Annotated in this window: 14 protein-coding genes and 1 pseudogene; 11 read left to right on the top strand and 4 right to left on the bottom strand. The window is 62.6% G+C overall.

What is annotated here, in order from left to right; translation table 11 throughout:
- Positions 1-33 precede the first annotated feature (33 nt).
- The gene (locus tag ACIPZ8_RS20300) at positions 34-321 is read right to left on the bottom strand and encodes a DUF2782 domain-containing protein (protein ID WP_015268476.1); all 288 of its coding nucleotides are present in this window, start codon (positions 319-321) and stop codon (positions 34-36) included.
- A gap of 74 nt (positions 322-395) precedes the next feature.
- On the opposite strand from ACIPZ8_RS20300, the gene polA reads away from it, so the two are divergent.
- The gene (gene polA, locus ACIPZ8_RS20295; protein WP_400726737.1) at positions 396-3,143 is read left to right on the top strand and encodes a DNA polymerase I; all 2,748 of its coding nucleotides are present in this window, start codon (positions 396-398) and stop codon (positions 3,141-3,143) included.
- 334 nt (positions 3,144-3,477) lie between these two features.
- On the opposite strand, the gene yihA is transcribed toward polA, so the two are convergent.
- Entirely contained in the window at positions 3,478-4,110 is a 633-nt protein-coding gene (gene yihA, locus ACIPZ8_RS20290; RefSeq protein ID WP_103448325.1) for a ribosome biogenesis GTP-binding protein YihA/YsxC, read from the bottom strand.
- A gap of 193 nt (positions 4,111-4,303) precedes the next feature.
- Between yihA and ACIPZ8_RS20285 the strand changes: the two genes are divergently transcribed.
- The 7 genes and pseudogenes from ACIPZ8_RS20285 (at position 4,304) to ACIPZ8_RS20255 (ending at position 11,494) form a co-directional block, all read left to right on the top strand.
- On the top strand, positions 4,304-4,606 hold the full coding sequence (locus ACIPZ8_RS20285) for a cytochrome c5 family protein (protein ID WP_027917189.1): 303 nt from the start codon (positions 4,304-4,306) through the stop codon (positions 4,604-4,606).
- 31 nt (positions 4,607-4,637) lie between these two features.
- Entirely contained in the window at positions 4,638-5,255 is a 618-nt protein-coding gene (locus ACIPZ8_RS20280; RefSeq protein ID WP_079230207.1) for a cytochrome c, read from the top strand.
- 153 nt (positions 5,256-5,408) lie between these two features.
- Positions 5,409-6,044 (top strand): thiol:disulfide interchange protein DsbA, encoded by a 636-nt coding sequence (gene dsbA / locus ACIPZ8_RS20275; RefSeq protein WP_400726733.1) that lies wholly within the window; start codon positions 5,409-5,411, stop codon positions 6,042-6,044.
- 34 nt (positions 6,045-6,078) lie between these two features.
- Positions 6,079-6,911 (top strand): annotated as a pseudogene (locus ACIPZ8_RS20270) (endonuclease/exonuclease/phosphatase family protein).
- Positions 6,912-7,009: 98 nt separating this feature from the next.
- Positions 7,010-8,956 carry a diguanylate cyclase gene (locus ACIPZ8_RS20265; protein ID WP_400726731.1) on the top strand — a complete coding sequence of 649 codons (1,947 nt, stop codon included), beginning with the start codon at positions 7,010-7,012 and terminating at the stop codon, positions 8,954-8,956.
- A 59-nt stretch (positions 8,957-9,015) separates the two neighbouring features.
- Positions 9,016-9,792 (top strand): N-acetylmuramoyl-L-alanine amidase, encoded by a 777-nt coding sequence (locus tag ACIPZ8_RS20260; protein WP_400726728.1) that lies wholly within the window; start codon positions 9,016-9,018, stop codon positions 9,790-9,792.
- Positions 9,793-9,874: 82 nt separating this feature from the next.
- Positions 9,875-11,494 (top strand): EAL domain-containing protein, encoded by a 1,620-nt coding sequence (locus tag ACIPZ8_RS20255; RefSeq protein WP_400726726.1) that lies wholly within the window; start codon positions 9,875-9,877, stop codon positions 11,492-11,494.
- 12 nt (positions 11,495-11,506) lie between these two features.
- Here the strand turns inward: ACIPZ8_RS20255 and ACIPZ8_RS20250 are convergent, their stop codons facing one another.
- Positions 11,507-13,273, bottom strand: a complete 1,767-nt coding sequence (locus ACIPZ8_RS20250; protein WP_400727095.1) for a KinB sensor domain-containing domain — start codon at positions 13,271-13,273, stop codon at positions 11,507-11,509.
- 8 nt (positions 13,274-13,281) lie between these two features.
- On the bottom strand, positions 13,282-14,628 hold the full coding sequence (gene algB / locus ACIPZ8_RS20245; protein WP_400726723.1) for a sigma-54-dependent response regulator transcription factor AlgB: 1,347 nt from the start codon (positions 14,626-14,628) through the stop codon (positions 13,282-13,284).
- A 432-nt stretch (positions 14,629-15,060) separates the two neighbouring features.
- Here algB and ACIPZ8_RS20240 point away from each other — a divergent pair, with 432 nt between their 5' ends.
- From ACIPZ8_RS20240 to ACIPZ8_RS20230, 3 genes are read left to right on the top strand one after another with little or no spacing between them, the layout of a single operon-like run.
- A complete protein-coding gene (locus ACIPZ8_RS20240) occupies positions 15,061-15,354 on the top strand; it encodes a hypothetical protein (protein WP_400726720.1) in 294 nt (97 codons plus the stop codon).
- 42 nt (positions 15,355-15,396) lie between these two features.
- Positions 15,397-15,558, top strand: coding sequence for a DUF1328 domain-containing protein (locus tag ACIPZ8_RS20235; protein WP_003252966.1), 162 nt, complete (start codon positions 15,397-15,399; stop codon positions 15,556-15,558).
- Between the two features lie 2 nt (positions 15,559-15,560).
- Positions 15,561-16,034: an inhibitor of vertebrate lysozyme family protein gene (locus tag ACIPZ8_RS20230; RefSeq protein WP_400726717.1), complete on the top strand. Its 474-nt coding sequence runs from the start codon at positions 15,561-15,563 to the stop codon at positions 16,032-16,034.
- Positions 16,035-16,239 lie beyond the last annotated feature (205 nt).

The raw sequence follows: 16,239 nt of genomic DNA, 5'->3' as shown, positions 1-16,239 counted from the left end.
TGCCGGGTTGATGTGAACGGTGCGCGCGTCAGATTACCACTCGAAGATCTTCCAGGACGGGATCAGCATGTCCGGCTGGTCGGAACGAATGAAATTGCCATCAGAGCCATCGGCGCGGACCAGGAAATACGGCTTGCCGTTTTTCGGCGTGATCTTGATCGCATACAGGAAGCCGTTCTGGCGGTATTCCTGGATGGTTTTATCGCCTTCCGTGCGAATGGTCACCTCGGGATCGGCCGAGGGGGCGTCTTCCGCCGCCAGGGTGACGACCGGCATGGTTGCCAACAGGCCGAGCAGTAACAGGCGATTGAGTGTACGCATGATAACCTAGTCCCTTTGTCGTCATTGATCCGGCTATTCTAGCTCCGGACCCGCCGAAAAGGTTGATTCTGCTCATGAGCCAAGCGCCCCTCGTCCTGGTGGACGGTTCCTCCTACCTCTACCGCGCCTTCCATGCGCTGCCGCCGCTGACCACTTCCAAGGGCATGCCGACCGGCGCGGTCAAGGGTGTGCTGAACATGCTCAAGAGCCTGCGCAAGCAATACCCCGACAGCCTGTTCGCGGTGGTCTTCGACGCCAAGGGTGGGACCTTCCGCGATGCCATGTTCGCCGAGTACAAGGCCAACCGCCCGAGCATGCCTGATGACCTGCGGGTGCAGGTCGAGCCGCTGCACGCCAGCGTCCGGGCGCTGGGCTACCCATTGCTGTGCGTCGAAGGCGTCGAGGCCGATGACGTGATCGGCACCCTCGCCCGCAGCAGCGCGACCCAGGGCCGGCCGGTGATCATCTCGACGGGTGACAAGGACATGGCGCAGCTGGTGGACGGCCACGTGACCCTGGTCAACACCATGACCGGCAGTGTCCTGGACGTGGCCGGCGTGCACGAAAAATTCGGCGTTGGCCCGGAACACATCATCGACTTCCTCGCCCTGATGGGGGACAAGGTCGACAACATCCCGGGCGTGCCTGGCGTCGGTGAAAAAACCGCTGTTGGCCTGCTGACCGGGATCGGCGGTGGCCTCAGCGATCTGTACGCCAACCTCGACAAGGTGTCGGCCCTGGCCATTCGTGGTGCCAAGACCCTGCCCGCCAAGCTTGAGGAGCACCGCGACGCGGCGTTCCTGTCCTATGAGCTGGCCACCATCAAGTGTGATGTGCCGCTGGACGTCGAAGTTGAAGCGCTGGTCTGCGGCGAGCCTGACCGCGAGGCGCTGCTGGCGCTGTACACCGAGATGGAGTTCAAGAGCTGGATTGCCGATGTGCAGCGCGATGCGGCCAGGGCCGGTGCAGCCGTTGCAGCGGTCGAAGCGCCGGCCGCCAAGGTCGAGCCCCAGTACGAAACCATCCTCGACCAGGCCCGCTTCGATGCCTGGCTGGAGAAGCTGCGCCAGGCGCCGCTGTTCGCCTTCGACACCGAAACCACCAGCCTGGACGCCCAGCAGGCGCAGCTGGTGGGGCTATCGTTCGCCGTTGCGCCCCATGAAGCGGCCTATGTGCCCCTGGCCCACGACTACGAAGGCGCCCCGGCCCAGCTGGACCGCGAGGCTGTGCTGCTGGCGCTGAAGCCGCTGCTGGAAGACCCGGCCAAGGCCAAGGTCGGGCAGAACGCCAAGTACGACATCAACATCCTCGCCAACAACTCGCCCGCCATCGAGATGCGCGGCGTGGCCTACGACACGATGCTCGAGTCGTACGTGCTCAATTCCACCGCCACCCGTCATGACATGGACAGCCTGGCGCTGAAGTACCTCGACCACACCACCATCGCCTTCGAGGACATCGCTGGCAAAGGCGCCAAGCAGCTGACCTTCAACCAGATCAACCTGGACAAAGCCGGCCCTTACGCCGCCGAGGACGCCGATATCACCCTGCGTCTGCACCATGCGCTGCAGGCGCGCCTGGCGCAGACGCCGAGCGTGCAGCCGGTGCTGATGGACATCGAGATGCCGCTGGTACCGGTGCTGGCCAAGATCGAGCGCCAGGGTGCGCTGGTCGATGCCGCGTTGCTGCAGGTGCAAAGCGGCGAGCTGGGCGTGAAGATGGCCGAACTGGAGCAGCGTGCCTATGCGCTGGCCGGCGAAGCGTTCAACCTCGGTTCACCCAAGCAGCTTGGTGCAATCCTCTACGACAAGCTGGGCATGCCGGTACTGAGCAAGACCGCCAAGGGCCAGCCCTCCACCGCCGAAGCGGTGCTCGACGAGCTGGCCGAGCAAGGCTACCCGCTGCCCGAGGTGCTAATGCAGTACCGCAGCCTGAGCAAGCTCAAGAGTACCTACACCGACAAGCTGCCAGGGCAGATCAACCCGCGCACCGGGCGTATCCACACGTCTTACCAGCAGGCCGTGGCCGCCACCGGGCGCCTGTCGTCCAGCGACCCGAACCTGCAGAACATCCCGATCCGCACCGCCGAGGGCCGGCGTATTCGCCAGGCCTTCGTTGCCAGCCCCGGCTACAAGCTGCTGGCAGCGGACTATTCGCAGATCGAGCTGCGCATCATGGCCCACCTGGCCAAGGACGAAGGCCTGCTGCATGCCTTCCGCCACGATCTGGACGTGCACCGCGCGACGGCAGCGGAAGTGTTCAACGTGGCGCTGGAAGACGTCACCACCGACCAGCGCCGCAGCGCCAAGGCCATCAATTTCGGCCTGATCTACGGCATGAGTGCGTTCGGCCTGGCCAAGCAGATTGGCGTCGACCGCAAGCAGTCGCAGGACTACATCGACCGCTACTTCGCCCGCTACCCGGGCGTGCTGGCCTACATGGAGCGCACCCGCGCCCAGGCAGCCGAGCAAGGCTTCGTCGAAACCCTGTTCGGTCGCCGTTTGTACCTGCCGGACATCAACGCCAAGAACCCGGCCCTGCGCAAGGGCGCCGAGCGCACCGCGATCAACGCGCCGATGCAGGGCACCGCCGCCGACATCATCAAGCGCGCCATGGTCAATGTCGACAACTGGCTGAGCGAGAGCGGCCTCGACGCACGGGTGATCCTGCAGGTGCATGACGAACTGGTGCTGGAAGTACGTGAAGACCTGGTCGAGCAGGTGAAAGCTGAAATTCGCACGCACATGAGCAACGCCGCGCAGCTGGATGTTCCGCTGGTGGTCGAAGCAGGAGTTGGTTCAAATTGGGACGAAGCTCACTGATTGAGCGGGGAAAGGTGTGTAGGATCTGCGACGTGGTGACGCGGATCCTGGCATGGCTCAGTGCCATTAGTTCGGGAGTTTCATGAAACTATCGCAAATAGTTTTGAGGGCTCCGGAACTAAACCGGTGAAGTGGAACTCAGAGTAACTGAATGGCTGGTGAAGCCTTTCGATGCTCCTATGTTGTGTTAAGTGTTGGCAGATACCTGGACCCCGCCCTAGCGGTCCAGACTTGAACCCCGAACTTCCCCCTCCCCATACGAAGTCCGGGGTTTTTTTTGCCTGGAATTCAAGTATCGGCCCCTGTGGGCAGCCCCCAGGGACCGGATTACCGGTCAGGCTACCGGCTTGTCTTCCAGCTCCATCCAGTCCGCCAGCACCCGGTAGGCCTCTTCCAGGCCCAGGCGCTTGGGTGCTGAGAACAGCTGGATGGTCGCCGCGTCACCCCACCCCTTGCGAATCTCCGACTGCACCTTGAGCAGGGTGTTCTTGCCCGCACCGTGGGTCAGCTTGTCGGCCTTGGTCAGCAGGATATGCATCGGCATGCCGCTGGCCTTGGCCCAGTCGAGCATCATCTTGTCGAAGTCGGTCATCGGGTGACGCACATCCATCATCAAGATGATGCCTTTCAGGCAATCACGGCTGCCCAGATAGGCCTCCAGGTGCTTCTGCCAGTGTTGCTTCAGCGGAATCGGGACTTTTGCATATCCGTAGCCCGGCAGGTCGACCAAACGCCGTTCATCGTCCAGACTGAAGAAATTCAACAGCTGGGTGCGCCCTGGGGTTTTCGAGGTACGCGCCAGGCTGGCATGAGTCAGGGTATTGAGGGCGCTGGATTTGCCGGCGTTGGAACGGCCGGCGAAAGCCACCTCGTAACCCTGGTCGTCCGGGCATTGTTCGACCTTGGCAGCGCTGAGGGCGAATTTGGCTCTCTGGCAGAGGCCGAGGATGGGGTTATTGACTTGCATGGGATATCCGATGTGGGTGTTGCCAAAGCCGAGGCCGGCAAGCGGTGTCGTTTCCGTTTGGATGGCGGAAGTATATAATGCCCCAGTTTTTGTGTGCTCATTCTCCCAGCGAAGGGGAATGTGCATGGGGTGTCGAACAATAGCTCGCGCATCAGAACGCAGCGCGTCCCCCAACCCTGTCAGGTCGTTTCGCATGGCGAAATGGCTGCTAGCTGTCGGTATGTTCCTGCCGTTTTTCAGCGCACAGGCTACACAGGATCCCGAGGCGTTGTACAACCGCACGTGTGCGGCCTGTCACGCCGGGCAGTTGCCACAGGCACCCAAGAAGGGTGACCCGGCAGCTTGGGAGCCAAGGCTGGCGCAAGGCATGGAGCAACTGGTGGTGCATGTTACCCAGGGTTTCAAGGCTATGCCGCCGCGTGGATTGTGCATGGACTGCAGTGCCGAGGACTACCGTTTGGTCATCCTTTGGATGAGCGGCAGTCCCGATACATAACATTTCACCCTTAGCCGTGTTGGATTAGCTGATGAACAAACTAGTCGTGAGTCTGCTGTTGACCCTGGGTGTCGCAGGTGCGGCCACTGCTGCGGAACCCATCAAAGGCGATGCCGCCGCCGGCCAGGCCAAGACAGCCGTCTGTGGTGCCTGCCACAACCCTGACGGCAATAGCCTGGCGCCGAACTTCCCGAAACTGGCTGGCCAGGGCCAGCGCTATCTGGAGAAGCAACTGCACGATATCAAGTCGGGCAAGCGCACCGTGCTGGAAATGACCGGCATGCTGGCCAACTTCAGTGACCAGGACCTCGCCGATATCGCCGCCTGGTTCTCCAGCCAGAAAGGCAGCGTTGGTGCTGCCGATCCCAAGCTGGTCGAACGCGGCCGCGCGCTGTTCAATGGCGGCAACCTGGAAAAAGGCATGCCTGCCTGTACCGGCTGCCACTCGCCCAACGGCGCAGGTATCGCCCTCGCCGGCTTCCCGCACCTGGGTGGCCAGCATTCGCAGTACGTGACCAAGCAGCTCACCGACTTCCGTGAGGGCAACCGCACCAATGACGGCGATGCGATGACCATGCGCACCATCGCCGGCAAGCTGAGCAACCATGAGATCGAAGCGCTGGCCAGCTACATCCAGGGCCTGCATTAACATTCGGTTAATGCTGCAACGCTAAAGATGAAAGGGCGGCGCAGACCGCCCTTTTTTCTGTCCGCAGCCGTTACACTACAGAACTCGGGCCCTTCGCCACCGGTCACAGCACAGGTCGCGTCGAGGCGACCAATGAATGCTCAGGAGTAAAGCATGCGTAAACTGATTCTCAGCGCTGCGCTGGTCGCTGCCAGCGTCTTCGGTATGACTGCCGTCCAGGCCGCAGAGCCTGCCACTGCCGGCAAGGAATATATCGAGCTGAGCAACCCTGTTCCGGTATCCCAGCCAGGCAAGATCGAAGTGGTCGAGCTGTTCTGGTATGGCTGCCCTCACTGCTACCACTTCGAGCCAACCATCAACCCATGGGTCGAGAAACTGCCCAAGGACGTCAACTTCAAGCGCGTACCGGCCATGTTTGGCGGCCCGTGGGACGCCCACGGCCAGATGTTCCTGACCCTCGAAGCCATGGGCGTCGAGCACAAGGTTCACGCCGCAGTCTTCGACGCCATCCAGAACCAGCGCAAGCGCCTGACCGACCCGAAAGACATGGCCGACTTCCTCGCCACCCAGGGCGTCGACAAGGACAAGTTCCTCGCCACCTTCAACTCGTTCGCCATCAAGGGCCAGGTCAACCAGGCCAAGGAACTGGCGAAGAAGTACGAAATCACCGGCGTACCGAGCATGGTGGTCAACGGCAAGTACCGCTTCGACCTGGGTACCGCCGGCGGGCCGGACGGCGTGCTGAACGTCGCCGACCAGCTGATCGCCAAGGAGCGCGCCGCTAAGTAAGCGGCGTACCCCATGCGCCGCTTCAGAACCGCGCGTGGCATTGGCCTGCACCAGCCGCAGGTCAACGAGCATCACCTGCAGGCCCCTGGCCTGCCCGAGGATGGTCGTCTGCGGCTGCTCAGCTTCAACATCCAGGTGGGTATCAGTACCGAGCGCTATCGGCATTACCTGACCCGCAGCTGGCAGCACCTGCTGCCGCACACCGGGCGGGCCGGCAACCTGCAAAAAATCGGTCAGCTGCTCAACGACTTCGACCTGGTGGCCTTGCAGGAAGCCGATGGCGGTAGCCTGCGCTCAGGCTACGTCAACCAGGTGGAGCATCTGGCCCAGCTGGGTTCCTTCCCTTACTGGTACCAGCAGCTCAATCGCAACCTCGGGCGTTTTGCCCAGCACAGCAATGGCGTGCTCAGCCGCCTCAGGCCGCAACTCCTCGAAGACCACCCGCTGCCCGGCCCGGCCGGCCGTGGTGCGATCCTGGTGCGTTTCGGCGAGGGTGAGGATGCGCTGATCGTGGTCATGATGCACCTGGCCCTGGGTGCCAAGACTCGCGCCCTTCAACTGGGCTACATTCGCGAATTGATCGGCGGCTATCGCCACCAGGTCCTCATGGGCGACATGAACACCCACGCCACCGACCTGCTCGAGCATTCGCCCCTGCGCGATCTGGGCCTGATCGCACCTCAGGTCGAAGCCACCTTCCCCAGCTGGCGCCCGCAGCGCTGCCTGGACCACATCCTTCTCAGCCCGAGCCTGACCCTGGAGCGGGTCGAGGTGCTGGCACAGCCAATTTCCGACCATCTTCCCGTTGCGGTAGAGATCCGATTGCCTGATGCACTGACTGTGGATACGCTGCCGGTCTTGAGCTAGATCAGCAAAAGCGCGGCAAGCCCTCAAGTGTTCGAGGGACGCGCCGACAGCGTGTAATTACACAGCCCACAGATGCATTACCCGTCGCGGATCCAGGCATGACCGAAGAAGCCGAGCGCTGGAAAGAAAAATACCTTAAAAGCATCGAACAGCAGGAAAAGCTCGAACGCCGCTGGGACGCGCGCCTCGACCTGCTGCGCCGTGGCCTGGTGCGCAGCACCCTGGCGGCCGAAGGCAGCGACAAGGTCGTCGACCAGTGCATGAAGGAAATGCGCGAGGTCATCCGCAGCGACAACATGGACGCCGGCCTGGCCGGGTTGATCCCGCGTCTGGAAAAGGCGGTGCTGGACTCCGAACAGCGCCGGGAAACCCGTATGAATCAGGTCAGTGATGCCCTGAACGCGCTGGTTACCCAGCTTCAGGGCTTGCCGCTGCCCGGTGACGTTGCCCGGCCGCTGAAAAAGCTGGCGAAGAAGCTCGATGGAGGGGTCGCCCAGTCACGTGAACTTCCGCCCCTGTTGGGTGAGCTCAGTGGCCTACAAGGTCGAGCCCTTTCATCCCTGAGCAAGCCGGATGACGAGGCCCGGCCGGGCTTCCTGCAGCGCCTGTTCGGTAACCGCGACAGCGAACTCCAGCCAGAGGCCGCTCAGTCTGCGCAACCTGCGCCTGAAATTGCGCCAGCCGAAGCCCAGCCGCAACCGGAGGGGCCTGTGCTGGTGGACTTGCCGCCGCGTGATGCGGACGAGCTGCAACCCCTGGCTGCCACCGCGCCTGCCCCGGTACCTGAGGAAGCTGCCCATGCAGCCCAGGCGGAGTTGATTTCAGAGCCACACACCGTTGAACAACCGGTAGTGGCCCAGCCTGAAGCCGAGTCGCAGGCAGATGAAGCTCCCGACCTGCAGGAGCCGTCCGAGCAGCCCACGGCCCCAGTGCCGGCGACACTCGAAGAAGTATTCGGTGAAGACGGCCCCTACTCCCTTCCCGATGCGGTCGAACCGCCGTACAGCCAGGTCGCCGCGCACATCGAACAGACGCTGATCGGCCTGCTGGACGACCTAAGCCTGCCGGAGCGTCACAAGGCCCAGGCTCTGGAAATGCGCGAGCGGGTGGCACGCGGGCTGAACTGGTACGAACTGATTCCGGTCCTCGATGACCTGGCCGTGCTCATGCTGGCGATCACCGACAGCGGCCAGCACGAGTTCGAGACCTACCTGCAGCAGCTCAATGAGCGCCTCGACAGCTTCCAGAGCCACCTGCACGAAGCCAGCGCCGGCCATGCCGACAACAGTTCCGCCGCGCGCGAGCTGGACAGCCAGCTGCGCGAACAGGTCGATGGCCTGCAAAGCAGCGTGCAGGGCGCCGTGGATGTGGACAGCCTCAAGCACATCCTGGAAAACCGCCTGGAAACACTGCTTGGCACCATGGACGAGCACCAGCACGAGCGTGATCGCCGCGAGCAGGAGCTTGCCGGGCGCCTTCAAGGCCTGGCCGAGCGGGTTGCCAGCATGGAGCAGGAAGCGCTTGGCTATCGCGAACACCTGGAGGAACAGCGGCAGAAGGCGTTGATCGACCCGCTGACGGGCTTGCCCAATCGCGCCGCCTGGACCGAGCAGGTCGAGCGCGAAATGCTTGACTGGCAGGAAAGCGGCGGTCACCTGGCCATGGCAATCCTCGACCTGGACCACTTCAAGCGCATCAATGACAGCTACGGCCACCTGGCCGGTGACAAGGTGTTGAAGATCGTTGCCGACCAGCTGCGCAAGCGCCTGCGCGCGCGTGATTTCATTGCCCGGTTCGGCGGCGAAGAGTTCGTGCTTTTGTTGCCGCAGACGTCTCCTGCAGCCGCAGCTCAGGTTGCCGAAGTGCTACGTGCGGCGATCGAGGCCTGCCCGTTCCATTTCAAGGGTGAGCGTGTGGTCATCACCACATCCATCGGCTTGAGCGCCTTCCGCTCCGGCGAACGTGGCGATCAGGTGCTCAAGCGCGCCGACGCAGCACTTTATCGGGCCAAGGATTCGGGAAGAAACCGGGTGGAGCAAGGATAAGTCTGATACGCCAGTATCCGTTATCCTATTGCATTACCAACTTTGCCTTGGCTTTTCCCATGAAAGCGTTGCTATCCGCATTGCTGCTTCTGGCGCTAGCCGGTTGCTCGACCGGCCTGCGCATCGACCGCAGCCACCCTTCCGCCAACCAGGACAACCGTGTCCAGTTCGTCGTCCTGCACTACACCAACGCCTCGCTGGAGCGTTCGCTGGCGTTGCTGACCCATGGTGAAGTCAGCGCCCATTACCTGATCGGCGATGGTCCGGCCACGATCTACCAGCTGGTCGACGAGAACCGCCGCGCCTGGCATGCCGGTGATAGCCAGTGGCAGGGGCGCACCTGGCTTAATTCCAGCTCCATCGGTATCGAGATCGTCAATCCGGGCTTCGACGATACCGCCAATGGCCGCGTCTGGTACCCCTACAGCGAAGCGCAGATCCAGTCGTTGATCGCTTTGCTCAAGGACATCGTCAAGCGCAACAATATCGAGCCGCGGCACATCATCGGCCACAGCGACATCGCCCCTGCGCGCAAGCTCGACCCAGGCCCTTTGTTCCCCTGGAAGCGCCTGGCGGATGCAGGCCTCGGCATCTGGCCCGAAGCCAATGCCGTGGCGCGCCAGCAGGCCTATTTCAACGTCAACCCACCGACCGTCGGCTGGTACCAGCAGGAACTGGCGCGCTTTGGCTATGCCATCGAGCAGACCGGGCAGCTGGACGTAGCCACGCGGAACGTCATCGCCGCCTTCCAGATGCACTTCCGCCCGCAGCGTTTCGACGGCATGCCGGACGCGCAGACCGCGGCCATGCTGTCGGTGCTCAACCGCATGCGTTAAGGCGAATTGCATTCGGGCGCCAAACGGCAAAGCCGATTCTCATTCCAGTTGCTATACCTTGTTTATCAACTGGATGCTGCCCATGTCTGCCCTGATTTCTGCGCTGCGCCAATTTTTTTACCGCCCCTGGATGCTGGCCTCCCTGGCAGCGTTGGCCAGCGCCGCGGTATTGCTGACCGCCAGCATTGGTATTGCGCTGCAGCAGATGAAGGAAAGCGAGAGCGCGCAGATGAACGCCCAGGGCGAGCGCTTTCTCGACCGCCTGGAGCAGGTGTTCGGCCAGTTGCGCGAGGGCGTCGACGAACTGCAGGCGCAGTCGCTGCGCGGCTGCAGCCCGGCGATGATCTCGGTGTTGCAGCAAGTCGGGCTGGGTTCGCGCTTCATCTATGAAGCGGCTTATGTGGATGCCAATGTCGCCTGCTCCAACCGGGGTGGGGCAAGGGCTTTCGTGCCAACGCGTGCGCCGGATATCCAGGGCCCGACCTACAGCTACTGGCTCAATACCACCACTGAACCCAACGAAAACCTCGCGGCCTTGATGCTGGCGCGGGGCAACTTCCTGGTTTCCACCTCACGCGGCCACCTGACCGACGTGGTCGACCTGCCACCGGGCGGCAGCTTGCTGGTGGTGCTGGATAATGGCACCCGCGCAATCCCGGTACTTGGCCCGCCCCAGGCCTGGCCACCGACCAGTGGCTGGCCACCGCCCACCCAGAAATCCTTGTTCGAGCTGCGCGATCGGCTGGTCTACCGCATGCCGACCAAGTCGCCGGACTACCAGCTGGTGCTGATCGCACCACGGGCCAGCCTGCCATTGCGGATGAACGGCATGCTCTGGCTGTTGTTCCCGGGCAGTGTGCTGGCGGCCTGCTGTATCGGCTGGCTGGTGCTGCAGCTGATCCTGCAGCGGCGCTCGATGAGTTCCGAACTGCAGAATGCCCTGCGCCGGGGCGAACTGCAGGTGCTGTATCAGCCGATCATCGAGCTCGACAGCCGTCGCTGTGTCGGTGCCGAGGCCCTGGTGCGCTGGCGTCGCCCGGACGGTTCGCTGACCAGCCCGGACTTGTTCATTCCACTGGCGGAAAACACCGGGCAGATCCGCCAGATCACCGATTTCGTGCTGCAACGCGTGCTTGAGCAACTGGGCCAGCTGCTGCGCTCACACCGCAATCTGTATATCTCGGTGAACCTGGCGGCCTGCGATGTGATGGTGCCGCGCATTGGCCGGGTTGCGGCGCGGCTGCTGGCGCTGCACCGCGTCGCGGCCAGCCAGATTGCCTTTGAAGTTACCGAGCGCGGGCTGATCGACGTGGTGGTGGCACGGGATAACCTGCAAGCCCTGCGAGCGGTCGGGCATCAAGTGCTGATCGACGATTTCGGCACGGGCTATTGCAGCCTGGCCTACCTGCAGACCTTGCCGGTGGACTGCCTGAAGATCGACAAGGCGTTCATCGATGCCTTGGGGCACGATGCCGCCAGCAGCGGTGTGGCGCCGCACATCATTCGCATGGCCCATGACCTGCACCTGCGGGTGATTGCCGAGGGCATCGAGTGTGAGGCGCAGGCGGTGCTGCTCAACAGCGAGGGGGTGAATTACGGGCAGGGCTGGTTGTTTGCCCATCCGCTCAATGCCCGGCAGTTCGCCGAGCTGGTGACCCGTGGCCGGCAACCACGGCGGGCGCGGATCGATGATGAGCCCTGAGCGCGGATACAGTCAGACTGGCAGGGCCATGTAGAACTGTGTGCCCTGCCCTGGCCGGGAAAACACCCCCATACGCCCGCCATGCAACTGCACGATCTCCTTGCACAGTGCCAGCCCCAACCCGGCGCCACCTTTCTTGCGCCCCACCTGTACGAACGGTTCGAAGATCCGCCCCTGCTGCCCATAGGCAATGCCTTCACCATTGTCCTCGACACTGATGATCACCCGCTCCGCGTGGCGCCGTGCATGCAGGCGGATGCGCCCGCCACTGGCGGTATGGCGAATGGCGTTGTGCAGCAGGTTGTCCAGCACCCGGTCGAGTTGCGCCAGGTCGGCCTGGATGCGTGGCAGCGGTGGTTCCAGGGCCTTGATCAGTTCGATCTGCTTGTTGGCGGCCTGTTCGCTGAAGCGTGCTTGCGCCCTGTCGAGCAGCTCGTCGATGGCGCAGGGGGCAAGCTCGAGCTTCTGCAGGCCGCTCTGGTAGCGCGAGAAGTTGAGCAGGTCGTTGATCAGTTGGGTCAGGCGCTGCATTTCTTCGCCGATAGTCTCCAGCAGATCGCTCTCGCGAGCCTCGGGCGGGAACTTCAACCGCTCGCGCAGCAGGCCGAATGCCATGTGCATGCCCGTGACGGGTGTGCGCAATTCGTGGGAAGCACGTAGCACGAACTCACTGCGCACACGTTCGAAGGCGCGTTGCTCGGTGACGTCGTGCAAGACCATCACCGCACCCAGAATCGGCCCTTGCGGATGGCTGACCGGAGTCAGGCTGTAGGTTAGCAGGCGAGACTCTTCATCGACCTCGATGCTCAGGTCGTCCGGTGGTCGGTCCAGGCTGCCGCCATGCAATACCTGGCGCAGCTGTTGCTTCAGCTCCGGGCGCTGCAGGGCGTCGGCCAGGCCACTGCCGACCCGGCTGTTGTTCCAGCCCAGCTGCCGCTGGGCAACCGGGTTGAGGTGCTCGAGGTGCCCTTGGCGGTCGATGATCAGCAAACCATCGTCGATGCTGTCGAGTACGGCCTGCAAACGTTGCTGGCCAGCCAGCAGTTCATCGACATTGGTTTCCTGGTGCTTGCGCATGGCGTCGGCCATCAGCCCGAAGCGGCGGGTCAGCTGGTTCAGCTCGATGGCCTGGGTGACCGGCAAGGTGATTTCGAAATCACCCTGGCCGAGCTGGTCGGCGGCCTTGGCCAGCGCTTCGATCGGCTGACCGAAACGGCGGGCGATGTTGTGCGCGGTGACGAAACCAAGCACCAGCACCACCAGCCCCATCAGGCCAAGTACCCCGCTGACCAGCAAGGCGCGGTCACGGGTGTGCTCTTCGCTGCGGGTCATGAAATCGAGGGCTTGCTTGTGCGAATCGATCAGGTCGGTGCGGACCTGGTTGAATGCCGCGCCCAGTGGTTGTTCCACACCCATGCTGCGGGCCGGAGCCGGGCTGTCGCGGTAAGCCTGGAGGAAAGCCTGGTAGTTGCTGCTGGCCTTGCTGAAACCGGTGCGTTCACCGCCTTGCGCAAGCCCCTGGTTAAGCAGCGCCTGGAAATTGTCCTGCAGGGGTCGCAGGCTGTCCGGGGTGGTGTCTTCATCCAGCAGCAGTGTCAGTTGCTCGCCGAGGTTCTGCCGCAGTTTCAAGCTCACTTCCAGCGCATGGGTGGTTTCGCGCACCGACTGTTGCTGCACCGTGGCCATCTGCAGCACGCTCACCAACCCCAGCAACAGACCCAGCAGGGCCACGGTCACCAGGGCCGAGATGCTGAGGAACAGCCGCGTGCGCAGCTTCATCGTCAGCTTCACAGGTTGTACTGCTTGCGCTTGCGGTAGAGCGTGGAAGCGTCGATGCCGAGGGTCTTGGCGGCCTGGTCGAGGGTGTCGCTGGTGGCCAGCACGGCGCCGATGTGCGCGCGTTCCAGTTCATCCAGGCTCATGGCTGCGCCTACCCGAGGCGCATTGCCTGCCGGTTGTTCGCCCATTCCGAGGTGGCTGATTTCCACGCGCTCCTGAGGGCAGATGATGCTGGCGCGCTCGATCACATTGCGCAGTTCGCGGATGTTGCCCGGCCAGCGGTAGTTGAGCAACGCGCTGCGCGCCTCGTCGCTGAAGCCACGGGCCGGACGGGAGTATTCCTTGACGAAGCGGGCCAGGAAACGGTCGGCCAGGGTCAGGATGTCCTCGCTGCGCTCGCGCAGCGGCGGCAGGTGCAGGGTAATGACGTTGAGGCGGTACAGCAGGTCTTCGCGGAAGCGGTTTTCGCGGACCATGTCGTCAAGGTTGAGGTTGGTCGCGGCGAGAATGCGCACGTCGGCGCGGCGGGTGACCGGGTCGCCTACCCGCTCGTATTCCTTGTCCTGGATGAAACGCAGCAGCTTGGGCTGCAAGGTCAGGGGGAAATCGCCGATTTCATCGAGGAACAGCGTGCCGCCGTCCGCCTGGTTGACGCGACCCAGGGTGCTTTCGCTGGCCCCGGTAAATGCTCCGCGGGTATGGCCGAACAATTCACTCTCCATCAGTTCGGCGTTCAGCGACGGGCAGTTGATGGTCACGCAGGCCTTGCGTGCCCGCTTGCTCCAGCCGTGGATGGCGCGGGCCAGCTCGCCCTTGCCGGTGCCCGACTCACCAAGAATGAGAATGTTGGCATCGGTAGTGGCGACCTGGCGGGCGGTTTCCAGCACGGCCATCATCGCCGGGCTATGCGAGTCGAGGCCGTCCTTGGGTTTGCGCACTTCACCTTCGAGGGCCTCCAGTCGCGCCGAAAGCTGACGGACTTCCAGCTGCTTGGCGGTGGCCAGGCGCAACTGGTCGGGGCTGCAGGGTTTGACCAGGTAATCGGCGGCGCCGGCCTGGATGGCATCGACGGCGGTGTCGATCGCCGAATGCGCGGTGACGATCACCACGCGCATCCAGGGTGCCTGAATACGCATCTGCGCCAGCACATCGAGACCGTTGTCCTCGCCCAGGCGCAGGTCGAGGAAGCACAGGTCGAACACCTGGCGCTGCAGCAAGGCGTCAGCCTGTGCGGCGCTGTTGGCCGTGGCCACGCTGTAGCCTTCGTCTTCCAGGCAGTAGCGGAAGGTGCGCAGGATCGCGGACTCGTCATCCACCAGCAGAATGCGGCCTTGGTTGTCCTGGGCTGATTCCATTTCCTGCGCTCCTTCGGGTAGATCTTCAATTAGTGTGGGGAAAATCGGGCAAGTTGCACGGTCAATTGTGAAGGATTCTGTCCTTTGCATGCTAGCCAATGGCCCGTGAAGCCGGATACCTCGATGATTTTCTTAGAGCAGCGCGCTGGCACATTGGTTGCGACGATTTTCGGCTTTTGCCAACTAAAAGGAGGTACACCCGTGTCCCCTGTCAACCGAATGGCCGTGTTGGAGTGGCGACCAGGGTCGAGGGCTGAATCGTGCATTTCGCACGACGTCAGCAGGGGCATCGTGCAGGATACGTCCTCAACGCTGTTGCGCGATTCATTTAAAGTATTGATTTATAAGGATTTTATTTGAATTGATGGGCTGGCATGCAGGCTGCAATTACCTGTTCAGGTTTGAATAAAAATTACCGCAGGAGAAGCCGGCATGAACCGCCCATCCGTCAACCGCTCGCTGAATGCCGCACTGCCTGTGCGTCAGTTCCTGATCCTTGGCATGGCGTTGCTGCTGACCTTGGCCGCCGGCCTCTTCTACTACAGCTGGCAGACCGCGCGCCTGGCCGATCAGGTGGCAGCGCAAACCGCGCTGCTGACGCAGATACAGGCAAGCCGCGCCAACACCCTGGTAAAAGCCGCCGAACCTGTCGGGCAGCGGCCTGCCGCCAACACCTCGCCGGCCACTGTGGATAACCTCGTGCCCCAGCAGCGCTGGGTGTTCTGAGACGTTGGCTGACTTGATTTCAAAAAAGAAAGGAGAAGCATCATGCTGAGTTGGGCTATCACTTTCCTCATCATCGCCATTGTTGCCGCAGTGCTTGGCTTCGGTGGTATCGCTGGCGCCGCTACGGGTATCGCGAAGATCCTGTTCATTGTCTTCCTGGTCCTGTTCGTAGCTTCCTTCTTCTTTGGACGTGGTCGAGGTTGAAGATGAGCAGGAAGCTATGCGCAGCCCTGGCTGCTGCTGCCTTGATGTCGGGCGGCAGTGCAGCGGTGCTGGCGGCCAATGACGGCCAGGTCCGGGTCGAGCAGCTGCTCGGCTCGGACCCCGAATACCGGGAAACCTGGCAAGACACGATCAAAGGCGAGGAACGCTTGCCTGATTGGGTGATAAACCTGAGCGGCAGCGGCCAGCAGCAGATGTCTGCGGTGACTGAAGACGGCGACAAGTATCTGGTCGGCCCGCTGTGCGAGTCAGCGCAGAACTGTACCTACAAGCGCCTGATCGTGGCCTTCAGCTGGGACAAGGACGATGCCTACGGGATGCTGGTGGAAGTACCCGAGGGCTTGCCGAGCGACAAGTCGCCAACCCGCCATGCGCAGTACCGCTGGCTGGGTAAGCCGGACGACGGCATGAAGGCGATGTTGCAGGAGCAACTCAAGCGTGATCCAAACTGGTACTGACCAGTGGTCACGCGCTGTCATGTAATGGAAGCGGAACCTTTCTATCTTTCTCGCTTCTATGATGCGCCGCCCCGAGGAGGGGTAGCGCATGACCAGGGGGCCGGGCTGTTCTGATTGTTGCAGGATCGGAGTGGCCTAGGGGTACAGGGAGTACCTCCAGCATTGGGCCGGGTCAGGAAAAGGCAGAATCGGAAGTTTCAGGTCA

It is taken from the genome of Pseudomonas sp. NPDC089422 (assembly GCF_044749405.1).
Taxonomy (GTDB): Bacteria; Pseudomonadota; Gammaproteobacteria; order Pseudomonadales; family Pseudomonadaceae; genus Aquipseudomonas.
This window is presented reverse-complemented; position numbering and strand designations above follow the sequence as displayed.

Bases quoted from the DNA above. Each gene is read 5' to 3' on its own strand.
- ACIPZ8_RS20265 (WP_400726731.1), top strand. From the start codon at position 7,010: ATGACCGAAGAAGCCGAGCGCTGGAAAGAAAAATACCTTAAAAGCATC.
- polA (WP_400726737.1), top strand. From the start codon at position 396: ATGAGCCAAGCGCCCCTCGTCCTGGTGGACGGTTCCTCCTACCTCTAC.
- ACIPZ8_RS20280 (WP_079230207.1), top strand. From the start codon at position 4,638: ATGAACAAACTAGTCGTGAGTCTGCTGTTGACCCTGGGTGTCGCAGGT.
- ACIPZ8_RS20255 (WP_400726726.1), top strand. From the start codon at position 9,875: ATGTCTGCCCTGATTTCTGCGCTGCGCCAATTTTTTTACCGCCCCTGG.
- algB (WP_400726723.1), bottom strand. From the start codon at position 14,628: ATGGAATCAGCCCAGGACAACCAAGGCCGCATTCTGCTGGTGGATGAC.
- ACIPZ8_RS20285 (WP_027917189.1), top strand. From the start codon at position 4,304: ATGGCGAAATGGCTGCTAGCTGTCGGTATGTTCCTGCCGTTTTTCAGC.
- dsbA (WP_400726733.1), top strand. From the start codon at position 5,409: ATGCGTAAACTGATTCTCAGCGCTGCGCTGGTCGCTGCCAGCGTCTTC.
- ACIPZ8_RS20300 (WP_015268476.1), bottom strand. From the start codon at position 321: ATGCGTACACTCAATCGCCTGTTACTGCTCGGCCTGTTGGCAACCATG.
- ACIPZ8_RS20250 (WP_400727095.1), bottom strand. From the start codon at position 13,273: ATGAAGCTGCGCACGCGGCTGTTCCTCAGCATCTCGGCCCTGGTGACC.
- ACIPZ8_RS20260 (WP_400726728.1), top strand. From the start codon at position 9,016: ATGAAAGCGTTGCTATCCGCATTGCTGCTTCTGGCGCTAGCCGGTTGC.
- yihA (WP_103448325.1), bottom strand. From the start codon at position 4,110: ATGCAAGTCAATAACCCCATCCTCGGCCTCTGCCAGAGAGCCAAATTC.
- ACIPZ8_RS20230 (WP_400726717.1), top strand. From the start codon at position 15,561: ATGAGCAGGAAGCTATGCGCAGCCCTGGCTGCTGCTGCCTTGATGTCG.
- ACIPZ8_RS20240 (WP_400726720.1), top strand. From the start codon at position 15,061: ATGAACCGCCCATCCGTCAACCGCTCGCTGAATGCCGCACTGCCTGTG.
- ACIPZ8_RS20235 (WP_003252966.1), top strand. From the start codon at position 15,397: ATGCTGAGTTGGGCTATCACTTTCCTCATCATCGCCATTGTTGCCGCA.